Below are 16,228 nucleotides of genomic sequence, written 5' to 3' on the forward strand. Positions count from 1 at the left end.
ATGACGTCCTCCGTGTGCCGTGTGCCCGGCCCGCAGTGTGAGCACGGGAGGCAGGGGCGGAAGTGCGGGTGGAGGTGTTCTTGACCCTGGAGGGGGCGTGTGGTGCGGTCGTTCGACGATGCTGCGCCCTCTTTGGCGCCTAGGGGCGGACCGACGAGAACAAGCTGACGCGGCTGACCATCAACAAGTTCCGGAACGTCGCGCCGACGACGCTGGAGTTCCGCCCGGGGCTCAATGTGGTTCTTGGGCGAAACGCGGCCGGGAAGACGACGCTGCTGCGCCTGTTGTCGACACTTATTGGAGCACCAGATGCTACTCTTCGGAATGATCCATTGGAGGCAAGCTACAGCGTAGTCAGCACCAATGGCCTTAGTTTCGACCACTTGACCGTCAAAACACGAGTCAACGCGCCTGCGCTTCCCCAGATGCCAGGAAAACCAGCATGGGAAGAGCATTACAGCATCGAACAATCAGACCGCTTTTTCTTCAAACGACTTGGCATGGTTGCATTGCATGCAGATTTGCATCCAAACGAAACCATCCTAACAACTACAAACAAACACCACCAAGCTCCAAAGCGACCACATGAGAGCCCACTCATGTCAATCATCTCCACACTCTGGAGCGACAAGCCGTTCGACGATTCTCAAAGTCTCGCCTTCGAAATCCTAAACTCCTACCCAGCATCAGCTGGACGAATGGATGAGAGCCTCGAACAATTCAACAAATTGTTTCAACTGGAGGCACAGGCAACAAACAGAAGATTCATATGGGACGCTATTGAGGTTCCCGATTCGCTGACCAAAATACGTCCTGAAACACTTCCGCCAGGAACTGCAGCTACTTTCCAATTGGCGTTTCTCAAACGCGTAGCACCCGTTCTTGGGTATGAGTCTGCCAGTGTCCGATTTGACATTGAACGACTCAACCCAGAGCCAGACCGCCACCTAACGAAACTAAGGAATCTCCGTTTCTTTTTCAAAAGGGGGGATGAAGAGGTATCTCACGACCTGCTTAGTTACGGTCAAAAGCGCCTACTCGCTTTCTTCGCCAACGCAGATGCCTCCGGAGACATAATAATCGCCGACGAACTCGTGAACGGGCTTCATCATGAATGGATCTCCGCATGTCTCAACGAGATCGGAGAACGGCAGGCTATCCTTACCAGCCAGAATCCTCTTCTCCTGGACTTCTTGCGTTTCGAGAGCATTGAAGAGGTCCGCAACACCTTCATTATTTGCAAGCGCGCTGAAAGCGCTACAGATGCGCAACTCATCTGGCGCAATCTAACTGAGGACGAAGCCGAGTCCTTTTTTCTTGCCTATCAGACTGGGATTCAACGCGTCTCGGACATCCTTCTCACCAAAGGCCTCTGGTGACGTGCAATGTTAGCCCGTGCGCGCATCCTCGCCCTGACCGAGGATTCAGGTAGTCAGGGGCATCCCACGCTTCAGAAGATCTTGAAAGAAGCGCTCAAGCTCGTTGTGGAAGGCGTTGATCTCAATCCTGTCCGCATCAAAATCGAGCCACTTCCAGAGAACGACCGTGCACGACTCGGGTTGCGCGGAAACAGTTGGAAGGAAGAGCCTCCTACGCAGGACACGCTTCGCCTGATTGAATCAATTGCAGTGCGTCTGACTGAAAAGCCCGCTGGATTCGTCGTCTTCCACTTCGATACTGACTCAGTGTGGAGCGAGCGGGATACCGATCCCAAGAGCAACAGGCGAAAATTCGAAACCCTTATCCGTGGCCGAGTGCGTCGTCGCCTTATGGGAGAAGGAGCGTCGCCTAGAAATCCACGTGCCCCTCCTCCGCAGACTTCAGAGGAGGCTGATGCGGCGTTAAGTCGTCTCCTTGTCTTCTCTCCCTGCTACAGCATGGAGTCCTGGCTATACCAAGCCACGAGTGAGTTGCGCCCCCTCTGCCAGAATGAGCACGACTCTAACGAGCACACACAACTCATCGAGGAATGGACCACGGACCGGACTCGCCTTGATGAAGTCCACCAGCCCAAGGTCGTGATGAAGAAGTGTGTGGCCGATCATCACAACGAAACGCTCGCCAAGTCTTTCCCCGCAGAAGACGTCTGGCTGGCTGAGCGTTCCTTCCACGAGTCCGTGGAACGCCTCCGCGCCTGCACCGCCCTGGTCGAAGCACTCTCCCACCCCGTCTCATGAGCCCCCTCCGCCGAGCCACCCAGGACGACAACGCCGCGCTGCTGGACCTGTTCGGCGACGTGCCCATGACCGGGGACCTGGTGCTCAGCACGCAGCGGTCGCCGGACTACTTCGGCCTCTTCGCCATGCAGCGTGGGGAAGCGGAGGTCTGGGCCCACGGCGAAAACTCCCGCCTGGATGGCATGGGCGCCATCCATGTCCGCGACGGCTGGCTGGACGGCAAACCGTGCCGCGTGGGCTACCTGGGCGATTTGCGCACCCGCTTCTCCGCGCGCCGCGCCCGGGGCCTGGCCCGGTTCTATGGCCCCGTCCTGGAGGAGACCTCCCGCCGCCATGGCGTGGACGTGTTCCTCACCGCCGTCATGGCCTCCAACGCCGCCGCGCTCCAGTCACTCGTGCGTCGTGGCGCGGCCCGGGAAGCGCAGCCGCACTACCACCTGATGCGCGCCTTCTCCGCCATCTCGCTCCAGTTCGTCCTGCGACGCAAGCCGCGCCCCAGCCGCTACACCGTGCGCCGGGCCACCGCCGCGGATGTGCCCGCCATGGCCGCGATGCTGAACGCGGACCATCGCTCGCGCCCCTTCGGCTATCGCTTCGACACCGGTGAACTGGAGCATCGCCTCGCTCACTGGCCGGGGCTTCGCGTGGAGGATTCGTTCCTCGCGTTCGATTCCGCCGGGCAGCTCGTCGGCTGCACTTCGGCGTGGAACCCCGACGCCGTGAAGCGCTACCGCGTGCTCGCGTACCGGGGCGGCATGAAGTGGGTGCGCCGGGGCTTCAACGCGCTCGCCACCGTCACCGGCGCGCCCCGCCTGCCCGCGCCCGGCGGCGACTTCCGCTACTTCTACCTCTGCAACACCAGCATCCCGTCGGAGGACCCCGCCGTCCTGCGCGCGCTGCTGGATGCCGTCTACGCCGCGTTCCACGGAAGGGGCTTCCACTTCTTCACCGTGCAGCAGGACGCCGGTGACCCGCTGTCTTCCGCCTTCGACGGCTTCATCCAGCGGCGCCTGGACTTCCACCTCTACGCCGTCACGCCCGCCTCGCGCCCCCCAAGGACCTTCCCGGGGGGACGCACCGGCTTCGAAATCTGCCTGCCCTGACGCTCACACCACGCGCGTCTTCCAGCGCCCACGCCGGAACAGGACGATGCCCACCACGGACATCACCGCGAAGGCCGCCGGCACCGCCCAGTAGGCTCCCACCACGCCCAGCCCCACCGGATGGGCCAGCACCCACGCCAGCGGCAGCTCCAGCGCCCAGAGACATCCCAGGTCGATGAGCGTGGGCGTGCGCGTGTCCCCCGCGCCGTTGAACGCGGAGGTGATGACCATGCCGTACGCGCACGACAGGAAGCTCAAGGAGAAGATGCGCAGCGCCGTGGCCCCCGTGTCCACCACCGCCGGGTCCGTCGTGAACGCTCCCAGCAGCGGATGCGCGAAGATGAAGAACGCCACGCCGATGGTGCCCAGCACCATCAGGTTGTACCTGCCCGCGAGCCACACCGCCTTCGCGCCCCGGTCCGGGTCGCCCGCGCCCATGCTCTGTCCCAGCAACGTGGCCGCCGCGTTGCCCAGGCCCCACGCGGGCATCAGCGCGAACATCGTGATGCGGATGGCGATGGTGTAGCCCGCCAGCGCCGTGCTGCCGAACGACGACACGATGCGCACCAGCACCACCCAACTGGACGTGGTCACCAGCGCCTGCACCATGCCCGCGCCCGACAGCCGCAGCATCGCGAGCATCGTCGCGGGCTCCAGCGACACGTGCTCGCGCCGCACCTGGAGCCGGCCGTTGGAGCGCATCAGCCGGTAGAGCTGGTACACCACGCCCGCGCTGCGGCCCAGCGTGGTGGCCCACGCCGCGCCCACCACGCCCATCTCCGGGAACGGCCCCCAGCCGAAGATGAGACACGGCGCGAGCACGATGTTCAGCCCGTTGGCCAGCATCAACACGCGCATCGCGATGGCCGCGTCGCCCGCGCCCCGGAAGATGGCGTTGATGAGGAAGAGCAACAGGATGCTCACCACGCCGCCCATCATCACGCGCGTGTAGCCCACGCCGTGCTCCAGCACCCACGGCGAGCCGCCGAGCGCCGCCATCATCGGCCGGGCGAAGACGATGCCCGCCACGGCCAGCACCGTGGAGATGACTACGCCCAGTCCAATGGCCTGCACCGCCGTGCGCGCCGCCCGCTCCGCGTCCTTCTCTCCAATGCGCCGGGCCACCATCGCCGTGGCGCCGATGCTCAGGCCCATACCGGCCGCGTAGATGATGGTGAGGATGCCCTCGGTGAGCCCCACCGTGGCCACCGCCTCCGCGCCCAACCGGCCGACGAAGGCGACGTCCACCACGGCGAACACCGACTCCATGCACATCTCCAGCACCATGGGCACGGCCAGCAGGAAGATGGCCCTCCCGAGCGGCAACTGGGTGAGGTCCTGCTCCGAGCCGTGCAGGGCCTCCTTCACCAGGGCCCACAGCCCCTTCTCCACGGCGTCGCGGCTGGCCACGGGCTCGGGCGCCTGGGCGTGGCTGTCCGCCAACGGTGTCTCTTCCACGGGGTGAGGCCTTTCGAGAGCGAGGGGACTTCCTACCGCGAAACGCCCACACGTGGCGCCCAGCGACGCTGGCTTCCTACGCCTCCCGTCCCCCACTCCTGACATCTGAAGGTGCCGCACCCACCCTCCTCGGCTCAGCAAGCGAGCGTCCGCTGTTGGACGGCGGAGTCGTGCCTTTGGACAACATGCCCTTGGAAGAGCCAGGAGTAGCTTGCTGCATCCCGATGAGTCCCTTACCCGCGACCGCTTCTCTCCTGCCCACCGCGGTAGGTCCTCATTTCACCCTGGCCTCGTCCGCGCGACTGCTGGGCACCACGCAAGTGGGGCCCGGGGCCATCATCTCCCGCGGCGCCGTCGTGCGCTCGGTGGGGGGCTCCGTGATGTTGGGAGCCTTCTCCACGCTGCGCGAGGACGCGGTGGTGGTGGGCACGCCCGAGCGGCCCACGTCCATTGGCGAGAAGACCGTGCTCGGTTCGCGCTCGCTGGTGATGGGCGCGCGCGTGGGGTCCCTCTGCGACGTCGGTGACGGCGCCATCCTGATGCCCGGCGTGACGCTGGGCGACCGCTGCCTGGTGGGCGAGGGCACCGTGTTGCCGCCCGGCATGACGGTGCCGGATCAATCCGTGGTGCTGGGCCGGCCGGGACAGGTCCTGCGGATGCTATCCTCCGAGGACCTGACCCACCTGCAGCAGCGCCGGGGCGGAGACCTGTCGCTGCCCGCCGCGCCTTTGACCCCTTTCTCCGCGCGCGACCGCGCCGAGGACGCCCCCATGGGACAGCTGTATGCCTTTCGCGACCGCCACCCCTTCGTCCACCCGACCGCCACGCTCTTCTCCTCCGCGGAGGTGTCCGGTGACGTGGTCATCGGCGCGGGGGCCATCATCGGCGCGGGCGTCAAGATCACCGGCGACCTGAATGGTCCGGTGCGCATTGGCGCGCGGGTGCAGATCCTGGAGAACACGGTGCTGCACCTGCAGCCGGACACCATGCTGGTGCTGGACGAGGGCGTGGTGGTGGGCCCGGGCTGCGTGCTGCACGCGTGCAACCTGGGCGCGGGCACGGTGGTGGAGCCCGGCGCCATCCTCTGCGAGGGCAGTCACCTGGGCAAAGGCTGCCACGTGGCCGCCGGCAGCCTGGTGAAGGCGCGCGCGGTGTTCCCGGACTACGCGCTGGTGGAGGGCTTCCCCGCGACGCAGGTGGGCACGCGCACATCACCGCCGGAGCCGCCGCGCTGGGTGCTGCGGCCCGAGGACCTGCCGGGCCTGCGGCGCATGGGGTGACAGGATTTGCACAGGCCGTGTGCCCTCTGGCAGGGTCGCGGCCATGGAACAGGTCCACTCAATCATCGAGATCGCAGGCCCGCTGCTGCTGGGGCTGGCCTGTGGCGCGCTCTTCCGGAAGTTCGTGTACCCGCGCATCCTCGCGCGGCTGGGGAGCCTGGCCGGGTGGGTGACCTCCGCCGCCAACACGTGGGTGCTGTTGGTTCACATCTGCATCGCGCTGGGCGTGGCGGCGGCATGCCATGCGTCCAATTCCGTCGCGACGCTGATGTGGCTGCATGAGAACCTGTCCACGCCGCCCTTCGCGCTCACCCAGGAACTGATCCACGGGTTCTTCCTGGGGGCGACCTTCCTCACCGGCTACTACCTGGCGATGTTTCCCGCCTCGGGCTCCGAGGAGGAGCAGGCCTCCGGCGCGGTCTGACCCCTTTCAGGGAAGCTCCATGAGGACCTCGGCGACTCCGTCCGGGTCCTGAGGGTTCTCCTGGGCCACCGTGCGGAAGCCACACTTCTCGAGGACGCGGATCGACCCGACGTTGTGGACCGCGACCCACGCGTGGAGCGGACGGTTCGGCTCGAGCACGAGGAACTCCGAGAGCGCCCGCGTCGCGATGCCCTTGTCCCAGTGCTCGCGCCCCACCCAATAGGCGATGAGGCGCTTGCCGTCCTGTTCCCAACTGCCGACGTACCCAGCGACCCGGCCGTCAGCGACGATGGCGCGGGTCACGTTCTCGGGGCGGAGCACCTTCGTGCGCCAGTGGGTCAGGAAGGCATCGCGTTCCCGCGACGGGAATGCAGCCATGCGCAGCGCGACTTCGTCGCGTTGGTGCTCGAAGAAGATCGGGAGGTCTTCATCCGTAACGTTGCGCAGGATCACCAAGAGAGCCGGTCTCCACGAACCGAGTGACGCGCCGACCTTACCTGAAGCAGGTCAGACCCAGAAGACCACGTCGCGCTCCGCGTCCTCGGGACCGGGGCCGTGCGCGCCTTCGCGGAGCCAGCGGCGATACGCTTCGATGTCCGCGTGGTGCAGATCCGCCTCCGTGCTGGAGTACACGCCGCCGCCGGGGCCGCCCTTCAGTCCCTGGCGCTGCGTCTCCATGATGCGGACGTCCTGCTGGATGACCTGCCGCGTGTACCAGCGCACCAGCGGCGTCAGCGCCCGGCCCACCCACGCGCCCGGCACGTCCACCGGCAACCGGTAGCTGATGGCCGTGTACACGAGCGTGTCCGTGGGCCCGATGGGCGTACACTGGGAGTTGATGGCGAAGCCGCTGTCACCCCACTGGTAGTCCACGCGCGTGACGTTGGGGACGATGAACTCATCCGTGTGCACGAGTGGCAGGCCGCGCGGGTTGAACAGCCGCCCCAGGCCGGTGAGCGCGTCCTCCTCCTGGTGGTAGGTCATCCGCACGCGGCCCGCGTGACGCTTCACGGTGGAGGGGACGCGCTTGCGCGTGGGATTGCGGAACCAACCCCGGTGCACGAAGGACGTGTGCGGCACGTCCATGAAGTTCTCCACCAGGTTCGTCACGCCGTTCGCGAAGCGCGTGACCATGAAGTAGACGGTCCAGCCTCGCTCGTTCCAGTAGGGGACCCGGAAGGGCTCCGCGCGGGCCTGGGTCACGTCCTTGCCCAGGTAGACGTAGACGAGTCCGTCCTGCTCCCGCGTGGGGAAGCGCGCGAGCCGCCCCACGTCACAGGGCGCGGGCTTGAGCCCTTCGTGCGCGCAGGCATGCGCGTCCAGCTTCTCGCCGCGTTGAGGCGGGCCCAGCGCGGGGATCTCCACCACCGCGCCGGACGCGTCGTAGACCCAGCCGTGGTACGGGCAGCCGAGCCGGCCGTCGAACACGTCGCCCTGGGACAGTCGCGCGTTGCGGTGGAGGCAGCGGTCTCGCAGCGCGGTGGGTGCGCCGTCGGGTCCGCGGAAGAGGACCAGCCCCGTGCCGAACACGGTGCGCGCGACGGGTCTGTTCGCAGGCAGCTCCGTGGAGAGGCAGGCCACGTACCAGAAGTCCTTCAGCGCGCCACAGCAGGCGAGGTCCGCCTCCGCGTCCAGGTCCACCGTGAGCATCGTCATGACGTCCCTCTTCCGAACCACTCCGCCCAGCCGGCCTGACGGTGTAGGTCCACGGGCTTGATGTCGCCCGCGCGCTGACCGAGCTGGATGCATCGGGCCTCGTAACGCCGGGCCCCCTGGTTCACGCGCACCGCGCGCACCGGACCGAGCTGTCCCAGCTCCCGTGCGTAGCGGTAGTGATGGCCTTCGCACAGGGCTCGCTCCACGTTCGCGGCCAGTGCGTCGGCGGGTTGATCCGTCTCAAGGAACAGACGGTAGGCCGGCGGTGTCCCCCACTCCGGCGCGAGCATGGCGAAGGCGGGACGCGTGTTGCCCAGCACGGCGTCCAGCACCGCGCCCACTCGCGCGGCGGAGAGCTTCTCACCCACGAAGTCCGAGACAGCATCCGCCCGGCCGAGGAACCGCAGGCAGGGTGTCGCGTGTACGAAGCCCTCCACGCGGACGAGGTCCCCCAGCCGGTAGCGCAGCAGTCCGCCGGACGTGGAGAGGAGTACCGCATAGGTGCGGCCCGCCGTCAGCTCGTGCGCCAGGAGTGGGCGTGCTTCGGGCCGCTCCGGGTCCATGAACTCGATGAAGTGGCTCCGGACCGCGAGCACCGGTGCGGGCGCTTCGAAGAGGGGCACCGTGAGGACACCCTCCGTGGCGAGCAGGCCCTTGCCCTGGACCTCGACGCCTGGGAAGCGGCGGCATGCGCCCGCCACGGCGTGCGCGGCCTGGGCGTCCGTCCACATGCTCAGGAGCGCGAGCCCTGGCCAGAGTGTGCGTGTGGAGGACAGTCCGTCACGCAGTCGCTGGGCGCTCGGGATGTCGCGCACGCCCTGGAGCCCCTGCACGAGCGCCGTCCAGGCTGGGTCCTGGCCCACGGGCGCGCCGTCCGCGTCGTGTTCGGGAGGCCGCAGCGTGCCGCGCTCCAGGTCCTCCGCGAGCCGCTCGCCGTGCCGCTCCAGTGCGTCCATGAGCAGCGTGAGGAAGCTGGGGTTCCAGACGCTGATCAGCGACAGGTTCGAACACCGCACGAGGTACCACAGCGTCACGTAACGGCACGGCTCGACATGCGGAGCCTGGCCCACCGCGCCCGGCACGGCGAAGACGCGCGAGAGCAGCGGCTGCAACGGGCGCGGGAACCACGCGCTGTCCTCGGCCGAGCCCACCGGGATGCCGCCCTCTGTCCGGTGCTGTCTCCGGCCCAAGGGAGAGATGGACCAGTAGCTGGGGCCCTCGCGCACGGCGGGGCGGCGCAGGAAGACCTCGTGCAGCATGGGCGCGAGCGCACGCTGGAACTCGCGCAGCAGCCCCCGTGTCACTGGCACCCGCTTGGACGCGCCTGAGGAGCCACCGGACAGCTCGAAGCGCAGCACCGGCTCGCGCGTGAGGACCCGCGCTTCTCCTCGCGCGATGCGCTCGACGTCTTCCGCCACCGTGTCCGGTGTGGTGATGGGCACCGCGTCCTGGAACTCTCGCGCCGTGCGGATACGACCGAAGTGCGGCATCCGCGCGGCCTGTGCCGCTCCCTCCACGGCTCGGAGGATGCGCATGAGGCATTCCGCCTGGGCGGCTTCGGGCTGGCGCAGCGCGTGACGGAAGCGCAGCGCGGACGGCGTCAGCGCCGCCATCGTGGCGGACAGCATCGCGCGGGAAGTCAGCACGTCACGTCCCCATGCGGACCCGCGAGGCATCCCGCTCCCGCCGGGCCCAGCGGCGCAGCTGGCCCCAGACGCTTCGTGCCAGCGCCCTCGCCAGGTCCCAGCCGCGGATCTCCACCAGGCACACCAACTCCTCGCCCTCGGCGTGGCCGGGGTTGCGCTCCGCGAACCAGGCGATGTGGGGATGGGCCGCCGCGTCCCGGTCGATGGGCGAGACGCCGTCCCGCACCCGGTAGTGCTCACCGTCGAAGCGCAGCGTTCCCTTCGACGAGTCGTACTGCGCGCCGAACCACCGCGTCGCCAGCCCGTGCAGGAACTCCGAGCGCCCTTCCGGCGGCACCCAGTCCCGGCGCGGATGCGTGCGCGGGAAGTAGTTCACCGCCAGCAGGTACGTCTTGTATCCGCCCGACAGGAGCAGCCAATACAGCGGCCTCCACGGCCGGCGCAGCTTGCGCGCGAGCAACAACCTTCCGAACACCACCTGCAACGTCTTGTGGCCCCACCAGTCCGGGTGGATGACCGTGTCGCCCGAGTACAGCACCTCCACCCCGTCCTCCTCCGCCACCCGCACCGTGCTGAACCCCACCAACTCCCGCGTGCGCCGGGCGTGCAGCAGGAACACCCACTGCTTCGCGTCCAGGTCCGCGTGGAAGCGCTCGGCGCTCACGCCCACGTAGCAGCACTGCATCAGCGCGAGCATCCGCGCCCGGGTGCCGGCGTCCAGGTCCTCCCGCCGCACCGTGGTGCCCTTCATCGCGGAGAGCATCGCGTCAGGGCCCTCCCCGCTGCGCCGTGGGCGCGGGAGGCTGGCGCACCTCCTGGTAGCGGTCCGCCTCCAACGTCACCTCCTGCGGCTGCGCGCCATACCAGTGGATGACCGCCTTCACCGGCCCCGCGTGACGGCCCAGGCCGAAGTGCAGCCGAGGATCCGCCGACGCGGAGAACCCACCCATCAGCCCCACCTCGCGCACCTGCTCCACGCGCTTGCCGTTCTCCTCGTAGGACACCACCACGCGCGTGCCCACCGCGCTCCGGTGCGTGCGCTGCCCGTCCCCTACCAGTGACAGGCCCACGAAGTGCGCGTCCGTGGCGCCAGCGCGCAGCGTGTTCCGGTACAGCGACACCGGCGCGTGCTGGTTGGTGATGAGCACGTCCAGGTCGCCGTCGTCGTCCAGGTCCGCCATCAACACGCCTCGCGAGTTGTCCGGCGCCTCGATGCCCACCTCCTTCGCCACGTCCACGAAGTGCCCCGGCCTCGCGTCGCCCAGGTTGAGGTACACGCGGCGCGCCTCGTTCGGGTAGAGCACGCGGCCCCGGATGTCGCCCCACTTGTCCGCGTACGTGTGCACCTCCGGGCCGGACTGCATCAACTTGTGGTTCACGTACCAGTAGTCGTTGCGCTGTCCCGCCGGGATGCGCCACTTCTCCGCGTCCAGGCGCGCGTCCACCATGCCGTTGGCCTGCACCAGGTCCGGCCATCCGTCGTCGTCCAGGTCCCCGGCCGCCGCGCCCCAGCCGAAGCGGCGCTCGTTCAACGCGCCCCGGAAGGTGGCCTCGTCCTGGAAGCGGGGCACGAAGGCGTCCTCGCCCGGCCCCACCATCCACAAGAGGCTTCCCTCCGCCTGGAGCGAGTGGTGCACGTTGGACACGTACACGTCCAACCAGCCATTGCGGTCGAAGTCCGCCACGCTCGCGTTCATGCCCTTGTACGTGTCCCGGCCAATCTCCCCGAAGCGGGTGCCCACGATGTGCCGGAAGTGTCGGCCGCCCTCGTTCAGGTAGATGTCGTCCGGCCCGAAGTCGTTGGCCACGTAGAGGTCCGTCCACCCGTCCTGGTTCAGGTCCACCGTGCTCACCGCGAGCGACCAGTGCGTCTCCTTCAGCCCCAGCGCGTCCACGTCCTGCTTCTCGAACGTGCCGTCGCCCCGGCCCCGGTAGAGCGCGTTCTTCCCGCCGTTGCTCGCGTTGTGCCAGCCGTCATGCATGAAGCGCAGCATGCGGCGGTCGCCCGCGGACTCCGGCTCCGGCAGATTGAAGAGGTTGAGCGGCGGCGCGGGCTCTGGGTAGTCCGGCAGGTGCGTCGTCATCACGTTGAGCACCAGCAGGTCCAGGTGCCCGTCCCGGTCGTAGTCCAGGAACGTGAGCCCCAGGCTCACCGCGTGGTCCGTCACGCCCGCGGCTTCCGTCACGTCCTCGAAGCCCGCCGTGCCCGTCTCGCGCAGCGTGTTGCGCAAGAGGCGCACCGGCCCGAAGGCCACCGCCACCGCGAGGTCCAGGTCCCCATCCCCATCCCAGTCCACGAACGTCCCGCCTCCCGCCAGGCCCTCCTCCTTGTAGCGGGTGGCGAAGCGCTCCAGCGCGGGCACGGGGACGCGTTCGAAGCGCAGCCCGCCCAGGTTGCGGTACAGGCCCGCGTGGTGCTCCGGCGTGCCCAGCGGGTGCGTGAGGAACAGGTCCAGCCTGCCGTCCCCGTCGAAGTCGCCGGTGGCCACCGCGTCGCCTACGGCGACCAGCCACTTCGCGACGTGGGCCACGCGCGGATCCAGCTCCTCCAGCGTGTGCCCCATCTGGGAGTCCAGACCCGCCTGCTTGAGGTCCTGCGCATCCAGGTGGAACGCGAGCGGCGCCTGACGCTCCCCCTGCGCCGCGGACACCGAGTAGCCCGTGGCCAGCACCGCCCCGAGTCCCCCCACCACCCCCACGCGCTTGAGCATGTCCGGAGCCAGGAGCCGGCGCAGCGACGCGCCCTTCGTGCGCCACAGCTCGCGCGCGTGCATGAACACGAAGCGGCAGGTGGCCACGGTGAGCGCCGCGTAGAAGAACGTGTAGACGCTCTCCTTGAGGTGCAGCACCAGGTCCACGCAGGTGATGGCCAGCGCGACCAGAACCTGGGCCTTCGGCGTCGCGGGCGACGTCGCCGGGTCGGTGAGCATGTAGAAGACGAAGATGAAGAACGACGGCGCGCCCAGCGTGCCCAGGAACAGCACCTCCGGCGGCAGGTGGTGGCGGAGGATGAACGCTCGCAGCGCCGTCTGGAGCGCGTAGAAGGTCAGGAAGCTCACCACCAGCCAGCCGCGCCCCACGCGGAAGAAGAACAGCACCATCGCCGCCATCACGATGAAGGCCGACAGCGCGACCTCCCCGTTGGCCCACTGGTAGGCGGGCGCGGCGGTGATGAGCTCGCGCGTGGTGAGCAGCGACACGGCCACCGCGAACATCGACGGGTTGAAGACGTGGCGCCCCTGGAAGGTCAGCACGTACTTCGAACCGATGGCCAGCCACACCGGCAGCCAGAGCAGCGTGCTCGCGTGCGAGTAGTTCAGCAGCAGCGCCAGCGAGCAGCAGGAGATGTACGCCGAGAGCGGCAGCTCCTTGCGCCGCTTGAGCACCCAGCCCAGGACCGCGTCCAGCAGCGTGCCGGAGACGACCAGGAAGGCCATCTGCCCGGGGCTGCGGTTGAAGCCGAAGAAGGTGAAGCCCAGCACGCCGTAGAGCGTGAGCAGCGCCGCGAAGGGCAACCTCGGGTCGTTCCAGCGGGGGAAGACCCAGCCGCCCCACTCCACGCGCGTGCCCGCGAGGGCTGGCTGCGTCGGCACATCCACACTCATGATTGACCGTCCCGGTGCACGCGCGGAGCGTGCCGCGCCCGTCTCCGGGTGTCCAATCCGCACGGGGCTTGCGTCCGGGCCCCATGCGTGGAGTCCTGGCACCCGATGTCCTCTTCCCTGCCTCGCCGCGCGGCGGTGCCTCGCGAGCTGCTCGTTCCCGCAACGCCCTCCGGACTGCTGCGCCTGGCGGCCGTGGAGTGGGCGGGGATGGCCCTGGGGTGGGCGGTCATGGCTTGGGCTCCTCCGGTGCTGATGCCGTTGGCGGTGCTCGTCGTCGCGGGACGGCTGCATGCCCTGGGCGTCCTGCTTCATGACGCGGTCCACCTGCCTTCGCGAAGACGCGAATGGAGACTGTGTCTGTTGGAGGCCGTCGCGGGTCATCCCATCGCGTCCACGCTGGCGGCGATGCGCTACCACCACCTTCGACATCATCGTGATGCGGGCCTGCCGTCGGATCCGTACCGCAAGCCTCCGGATGGAGGAAGGCTGCGCACGGCGTGGCGGTGGTTCCTGCTCCTGAGCGTGATTCCCGGCTGGGTGCTGCGGGGACCGGTGGGGCTCTGCGCTTGGATGCTGCCTTCGCTGCGCACGGCGTATGGGCGCGTGTTCCTTCAGGACCGCTCCGGGCGGGTGCTTTCACGCGACGCGGAGGTGGCGGCGTGTGCTCGGGCGGAGGTGGGGCAGGTGCTGTTCCATCTGGGCGTGCTGGCGCTGGCGGTGCGGTGGCCTTCCGCGGTGCTGTGGGGGTATGGGGTGCCGTTGCTGGTGGCGTCTGGGTTCAACGCGTACCGGTTGCTCGCGGAGCACACCGCCTCGCCCGTGCAGGGGCGGACGCTGGGGGATGTGTTCGCGTGCACCCGCGACCATGGGCTCGGGTGGTGGGGATGGTTGGGATTGGCGCCCCGGCACATCGGGATGCACGTGGTGCATCACCTGCACCCGCAGGTGTCCCTCACGCACCTGCCCCGGCTTCGCGCGTGGTACGTCGAACGGTTTCCCCACCACTACCCGCGTTCTTCCTGATGCTCACTTTGACGACGCGGGTGTTCCTGGGGGTGGCGTTGCTGGCGTGCGCGTGCGCGGCGGTGGGGTTCCGGCGCCGGCAGAACGCGCAGGGCGGCCGGGGTGGACGCATCTCCGGGCCGAAGCTGGCGTGGCTGCTGTACGCGGTGTTCCTCTGGTTCGTGGTGTGCCCGCTGGTGGCGCTGGATGCGTCCGTGCCGGTGGAGGCGCGCATCGTGCTGGGGGCGTTCGCGGTGTCCATGTGGCTGCGCGGGGCCGCGGAGCTCTACATGCTCTACGTGTCACGCAACTGGCGGCCGCCATATGGCGTGGGCCATGACCTGGGGTGCATCGCGCTGGTGGGGGCGGGGCTCGTGTACACCGGAGAGAAGTGGGCCGGCGTGCTCGATGGGCGCGATGTGTGGGCGCTGGCGCTGGTGGGGCTGGTGCTGGTGAGCCTGGGGGTGGAGGTGGCGTACGCGGCGCTGTTCCATCAGGCCGTGGAGGGACGCACGACGGGTGAGGACGGAGTGTGGTTCGCGGATGCCGAGCAGGAGCGGTTCCGGCGCATCAACCGGCTGACGCTGCTGCTCAACGTGCCGCTGTATGGGGCGCTGGCGGTGTGGCTGGTGTTGGGGATGCGGTAGCTACACCACGGGCTGGCGCCAGGCCTTGGACAGATGGCCCGGGGGGGACTGGTTGAAGCGGTGAAGTAGCTCCTCCCGGCCGTGCTCCAGCAGGTACGTGAGCTCCCGGGGCATCAGCGTCTTCACCGTGACGAGCCGGACCTGTCCGTCTGGCATCGTGAAGTGATCCGGGAGCGTGGGGGTGTCCATGCCCAGGAGCACGGCGACCCGGCCCTCTTTCGTCAGGAGGGGTTCGGGCATGCGCTCTCCGTCCACTTCCATGGAGAGGATGCCGGTCCTGGCGGGTTCGCGCAGGTGTTCGTGGCCCACGAGTTCGTTGGCGATGCGTTCAAGCAGCGTCACGGGCCACTTGGCCTGGGGCTCGTCGGTTTCCAGCGCGAGCTCCAGGCCGAAGCCCACGGAGGGCTCCACGGTGTCCACGAAGAAGTCGGAGAGACCGTCCGTCACGAAGAGGGTGCGTCCTTCGGGCCGGTGGATGACACGCCAGACCTGGCGCCTCGCGGGCCAGCCTCCTCCGACGACGATGGGGAGGATGGCGTTTTCGTCCAGTGTGCCCAGGGTGCGCCAGAACGCGGTACGGGCTGTTTCCGTCCGGTCGTAGAGCGCCTGGAGCTTGCGGTTGCGTTCGCGCTCTTCAGGACTGACTTCGGAGGGGCCCGTGACTTCCCGGAACTTCACTCCGGTGACGTGCGCGTGCTCCAGCGCATCCTTGATGTCCTCGGAGACGATGAGCGCAACGGTCCACCCCCAGGTGCGGAAGACCTTGGCATCGCCCACCTTCGTCGGATCAATGCGCAGGCCGGCAACGTCCCTGTATTTCCCCACCTTCTCTGGACGCCCATCCTCAGGCTTCCAATACAGCACCTCTTCGGATGCCTCGTCGTCGATGCATCTGACAAGGCGGAGCACGTTGACGAGGGAGTACGGTCCGGGCTCCGCAGCAACCGTCACGGAGAGCAGTTGAACATCCTCCGGGGCGAGCCGGGTCAGGATGGCTGCCGCTTCCGCATGAACGACGGGCGCGAGACCGATACCTGCCAGCGTGAAGCCCAATGACTGCCCGGAATGGTCGACCGGGATCTTCAAGGGCGTTTCCAGACTGACGGGTTCACCCTTCCTGAACATCCACGGATTGGCGACCTCCCGTCCGGACGCATCGATGGGATCGCCCAGCGACCACCGATCGGGGACGTACAGATCGTCGATCAGCTCGAAATACCGCATCGTCAC

At 68.0% G+C, this 16,228-nt stretch carries 14 protein-coding genes; 7 read left to right on the forward strand and 7 right to left on the reverse strand.

Features of this window, described 5'->3' with window-relative positions; genetic code table 11:
* Positions 1–332: 332 nt before the first annotated feature.
* The 3 genes from JYJ93_RS01800 to JYJ93_RS01810 are packed head-to-tail and all read left to right on the forward strand — an operon-like array spanning position 333 to position 3,280.
* Positions 333–1,379: an AAA family ATPase gene (locus JYJ93_RS01800; protein ID WP_206786122.1), complete on the forward strand. Its 1,047-nt coding sequence runs from the start codon at positions 333–335 to the stop codon at positions 1,377–1,379.
* Between the two features lie 6 nt (positions 1,380–1,385).
* Positions 1,386–2,177, forward strand: coding sequence for a hypothetical protein (locus tag JYJ93_RS01805; RefSeq protein WP_206786073.1), 792 nt, complete (start codon positions 1,386–1,388; stop codon positions 2,175–2,177).
* Positions 2,174–3,280 (forward strand): hypothetical protein, encoded by a 1,107-nt coding sequence (locus JYJ93_RS01810; RefSeq protein WP_206786074.1) that lies wholly within the window; start codon positions 2,174–2,176, stop codon positions 3,278–3,280. The genes JYJ93_RS01805 and JYJ93_RS01810 overlap by 4 nt, the downstream gene beginning before the upstream one ends.
* A 3-nt stretch (positions 3,281–3,283) precedes the next feature.
* Here JYJ93_RS01810 and JYJ93_RS01815 read toward each other — a convergent pair whose 3' ends face one another.
* The gene (locus JYJ93_RS01815) at positions 3,284–4,723 is read right to left on the reverse strand and encodes an MATE family efflux transporter (RefSeq protein ID WP_242543568.1); all 1,440 of its coding nucleotides are present in this window, start codon (positions 4,721–4,723) and stop codon (positions 3,284–3,286) included.
* A gap of 239 nt (positions 4,724–4,962) precedes the next feature.
* On the opposite strand from JYJ93_RS01815, the gene JYJ93_RS01820 reads away from it, so the two are divergent.
* Positions 4,963–6,018: a DapH/DapD/GlmU-related protein gene (locus JYJ93_RS01820; RefSeq protein WP_206786124.1), complete on the forward strand. Its 1,056-nt coding sequence runs from the start codon at positions 4,963–4,965 to the stop codon at positions 6,016–6,018.
* A 43-nt stretch (positions 6,019–6,061) separates the two neighbouring features.
* Positions 6,062–6,442: a hypothetical protein gene (locus tag JYJ93_RS01825; protein WP_206786126.1), complete on the forward strand. Its 381-nt coding sequence runs from the start codon at positions 6,062–6,064 to the stop codon at positions 6,440–6,442.
* A 6-nt stretch (positions 6,443–6,448) separates the two neighbouring features.
* Here JYJ93_RS01825 and JYJ93_RS01830 read toward each other — a convergent pair whose 3' ends face one another.
* Genes JYJ93_RS01830 through JYJ93_RS01850 form a run of 5 tightly spaced genes read right to left on the reverse strand, consistent with a single transcriptional unit; the run spans position 6,449 to position 13,349 of the window.
* Positions 6,449–6,895 (reverse strand): GNAT family N-acetyltransferase, encoded by a 447-nt coding sequence (locus JYJ93_RS01830; RefSeq protein ID WP_206800036.1) that lies wholly within the window; start codon positions 6,893–6,895, stop codon positions 6,449–6,451.
* 54 nt (positions 6,896–6,949) lie between these two features.
* Positions 6,950–8,098, reverse strand: coding sequence for an aromatic ring-hydroxylating dioxygenase subunit alpha (locus tag JYJ93_RS01835; RefSeq protein WP_206786128.1), 1,149 nt, complete (start codon positions 8,096–8,098; stop codon positions 6,950–6,952).
* Positions 8,095–9,744, reverse strand: a complete 1,650-nt coding sequence (locus JYJ93_RS01840) for a GH3 auxin-responsive promoter family protein (RefSeq protein WP_269012928.1) — start codon at positions 9,742–9,744, stop codon at positions 8,095–8,097. Before JYJ93_RS01840 ends, JYJ93_RS01835 begins: the two co-directional genes overlap by 4 nt.
* A gap of 1 nt (position 9,745) precedes the next feature.
* The gene (locus JYJ93_RS01845) at positions 9,746–10,507 is read right to left on the reverse strand and encodes a hypothetical protein (protein ID WP_206786130.1); all 762 of its coding nucleotides are present in this window, start codon (positions 10,505–10,507) and stop codon (positions 9,746–9,748) included.
* Between the two features lie 4 nt (positions 10,508–10,511).
* Positions 10,512–13,349: an FG-GAP-like repeat-containing protein gene (locus tag JYJ93_RS01850; RefSeq protein ID WP_206786131.1), complete on the reverse strand. Its 2,838-nt coding sequence runs from the start codon at positions 13,347–13,349 to the stop codon at positions 10,512–10,514.
* Positions 13,350–13,454: 105 nt separating this feature from the next.
* Between JYJ93_RS01850 and JYJ93_RS01855 the strand changes: the two genes are divergently transcribed.
* A complete protein-coding gene (locus JYJ93_RS01855; RefSeq protein WP_206786132.1) occupies positions 13,455–14,372 on the forward strand; it encodes a fatty acid desaturase in 918 nt (305 codons plus the stop codon).
* On the forward strand, positions 14,372–14,998 hold the full coding sequence (locus tag JYJ93_RS01860; protein WP_206786133.1) for a hypothetical protein: 627 nt from the start codon (positions 14,372–14,374) through the stop codon (positions 14,996–14,998). Before JYJ93_RS01855 ends, JYJ93_RS01860 begins: the two co-directional genes overlap by 1 nt.
* On the opposite strand, the gene JYJ93_RS01865 is transcribed toward JYJ93_RS01860, so the two are convergent.
* The gene (locus tag JYJ93_RS01865) at positions 14,999–16,222 is read right to left on the reverse strand and encodes a DUF1629 domain-containing protein (RefSeq protein WP_206786134.1); all 1,224 of its coding nucleotides are present in this window, start codon (positions 16,220–16,222) and stop codon (positions 14,999–15,001) included.
* Between the last annotated feature and the right edge of the window lie 6 nt (positions 16,223–16,228).

Origin of the sequence: Corallococcus sp. NCSPR001, from assembly GCF_017309135.1 — a bacterium.
In the GTDB taxonomy this organism is placed as follows: Bacteria; Myxococcota; Myxococcia; order Myxococcales; family Myxococcaceae; genus Corallococcus.

Coding starts and splice junctions, on each gene's coding strand:
- JYJ93_RS01805 (WP_206786073.1), top strand. CDS start 1,386: ATGTTAGCCCGTGCGCGCATCCTCGCCCTGACCGAGGATTCAGGTAGT.
- JYJ93_RS01810 (WP_206786074.1), top strand. CDS start 2,174: ATGAGCCCCCTCCGCCGAGCCACCCAGGACGACAACGCCGCGCTGCTG.
- JYJ93_RS01820 (WP_206786124.1), top strand. CDS start 4,963: ATGAGTCCCTTACCCGCGACCGCTTCTCTCCTGCCCACCGCGGTAGGT.
- JYJ93_RS01825 (WP_206786126.1), top strand. CDS start 6,062: ATGGAACAGGTCCACTCAATCATCGAGATCGCAGGCCCGCTGCTGCTG.
- JYJ93_RS01835 (WP_206786128.1), bottom strand. CDS start 8,098: ATGACGATGCTCACGGTGGACCTGGACGCGGAGGCGGACCTCGCCTGC.
- JYJ93_RS01845 (WP_206786130.1), bottom strand. CDS start 10,507: ATGCTCTCCGCGATGAAGGGCACCACGGTGCGGCGGGAGGACCTGGAC.
- JYJ93_RS01850 (WP_206786131.1), bottom strand. CDS start 13,349: ATGAGTGTGGATGTGCCGACGCAGCCAGCCCTCGCGGGCACGCGCGTG.
- JYJ93_RS01855 (WP_206786132.1), top strand. CDS start 13,455: ATGTCCTCTTCCCTGCCTCGCCGCGCGGCGGTGCCTCGCGAGCTGCTC.
- JYJ93_RS01860 (WP_206786133.1), top strand. CDS start 14,372: ATGCTCACTTTGACGACGCGGGTGTTCCTGGGGGTGGCGTTGCTGGCG.
- JYJ93_RS01865 (WP_206786134.1), bottom strand. CDS start 16,222: ATGCGGTATTTCGAGCTGATCGACGATCTGTACGTCCCCGATCGGTGG.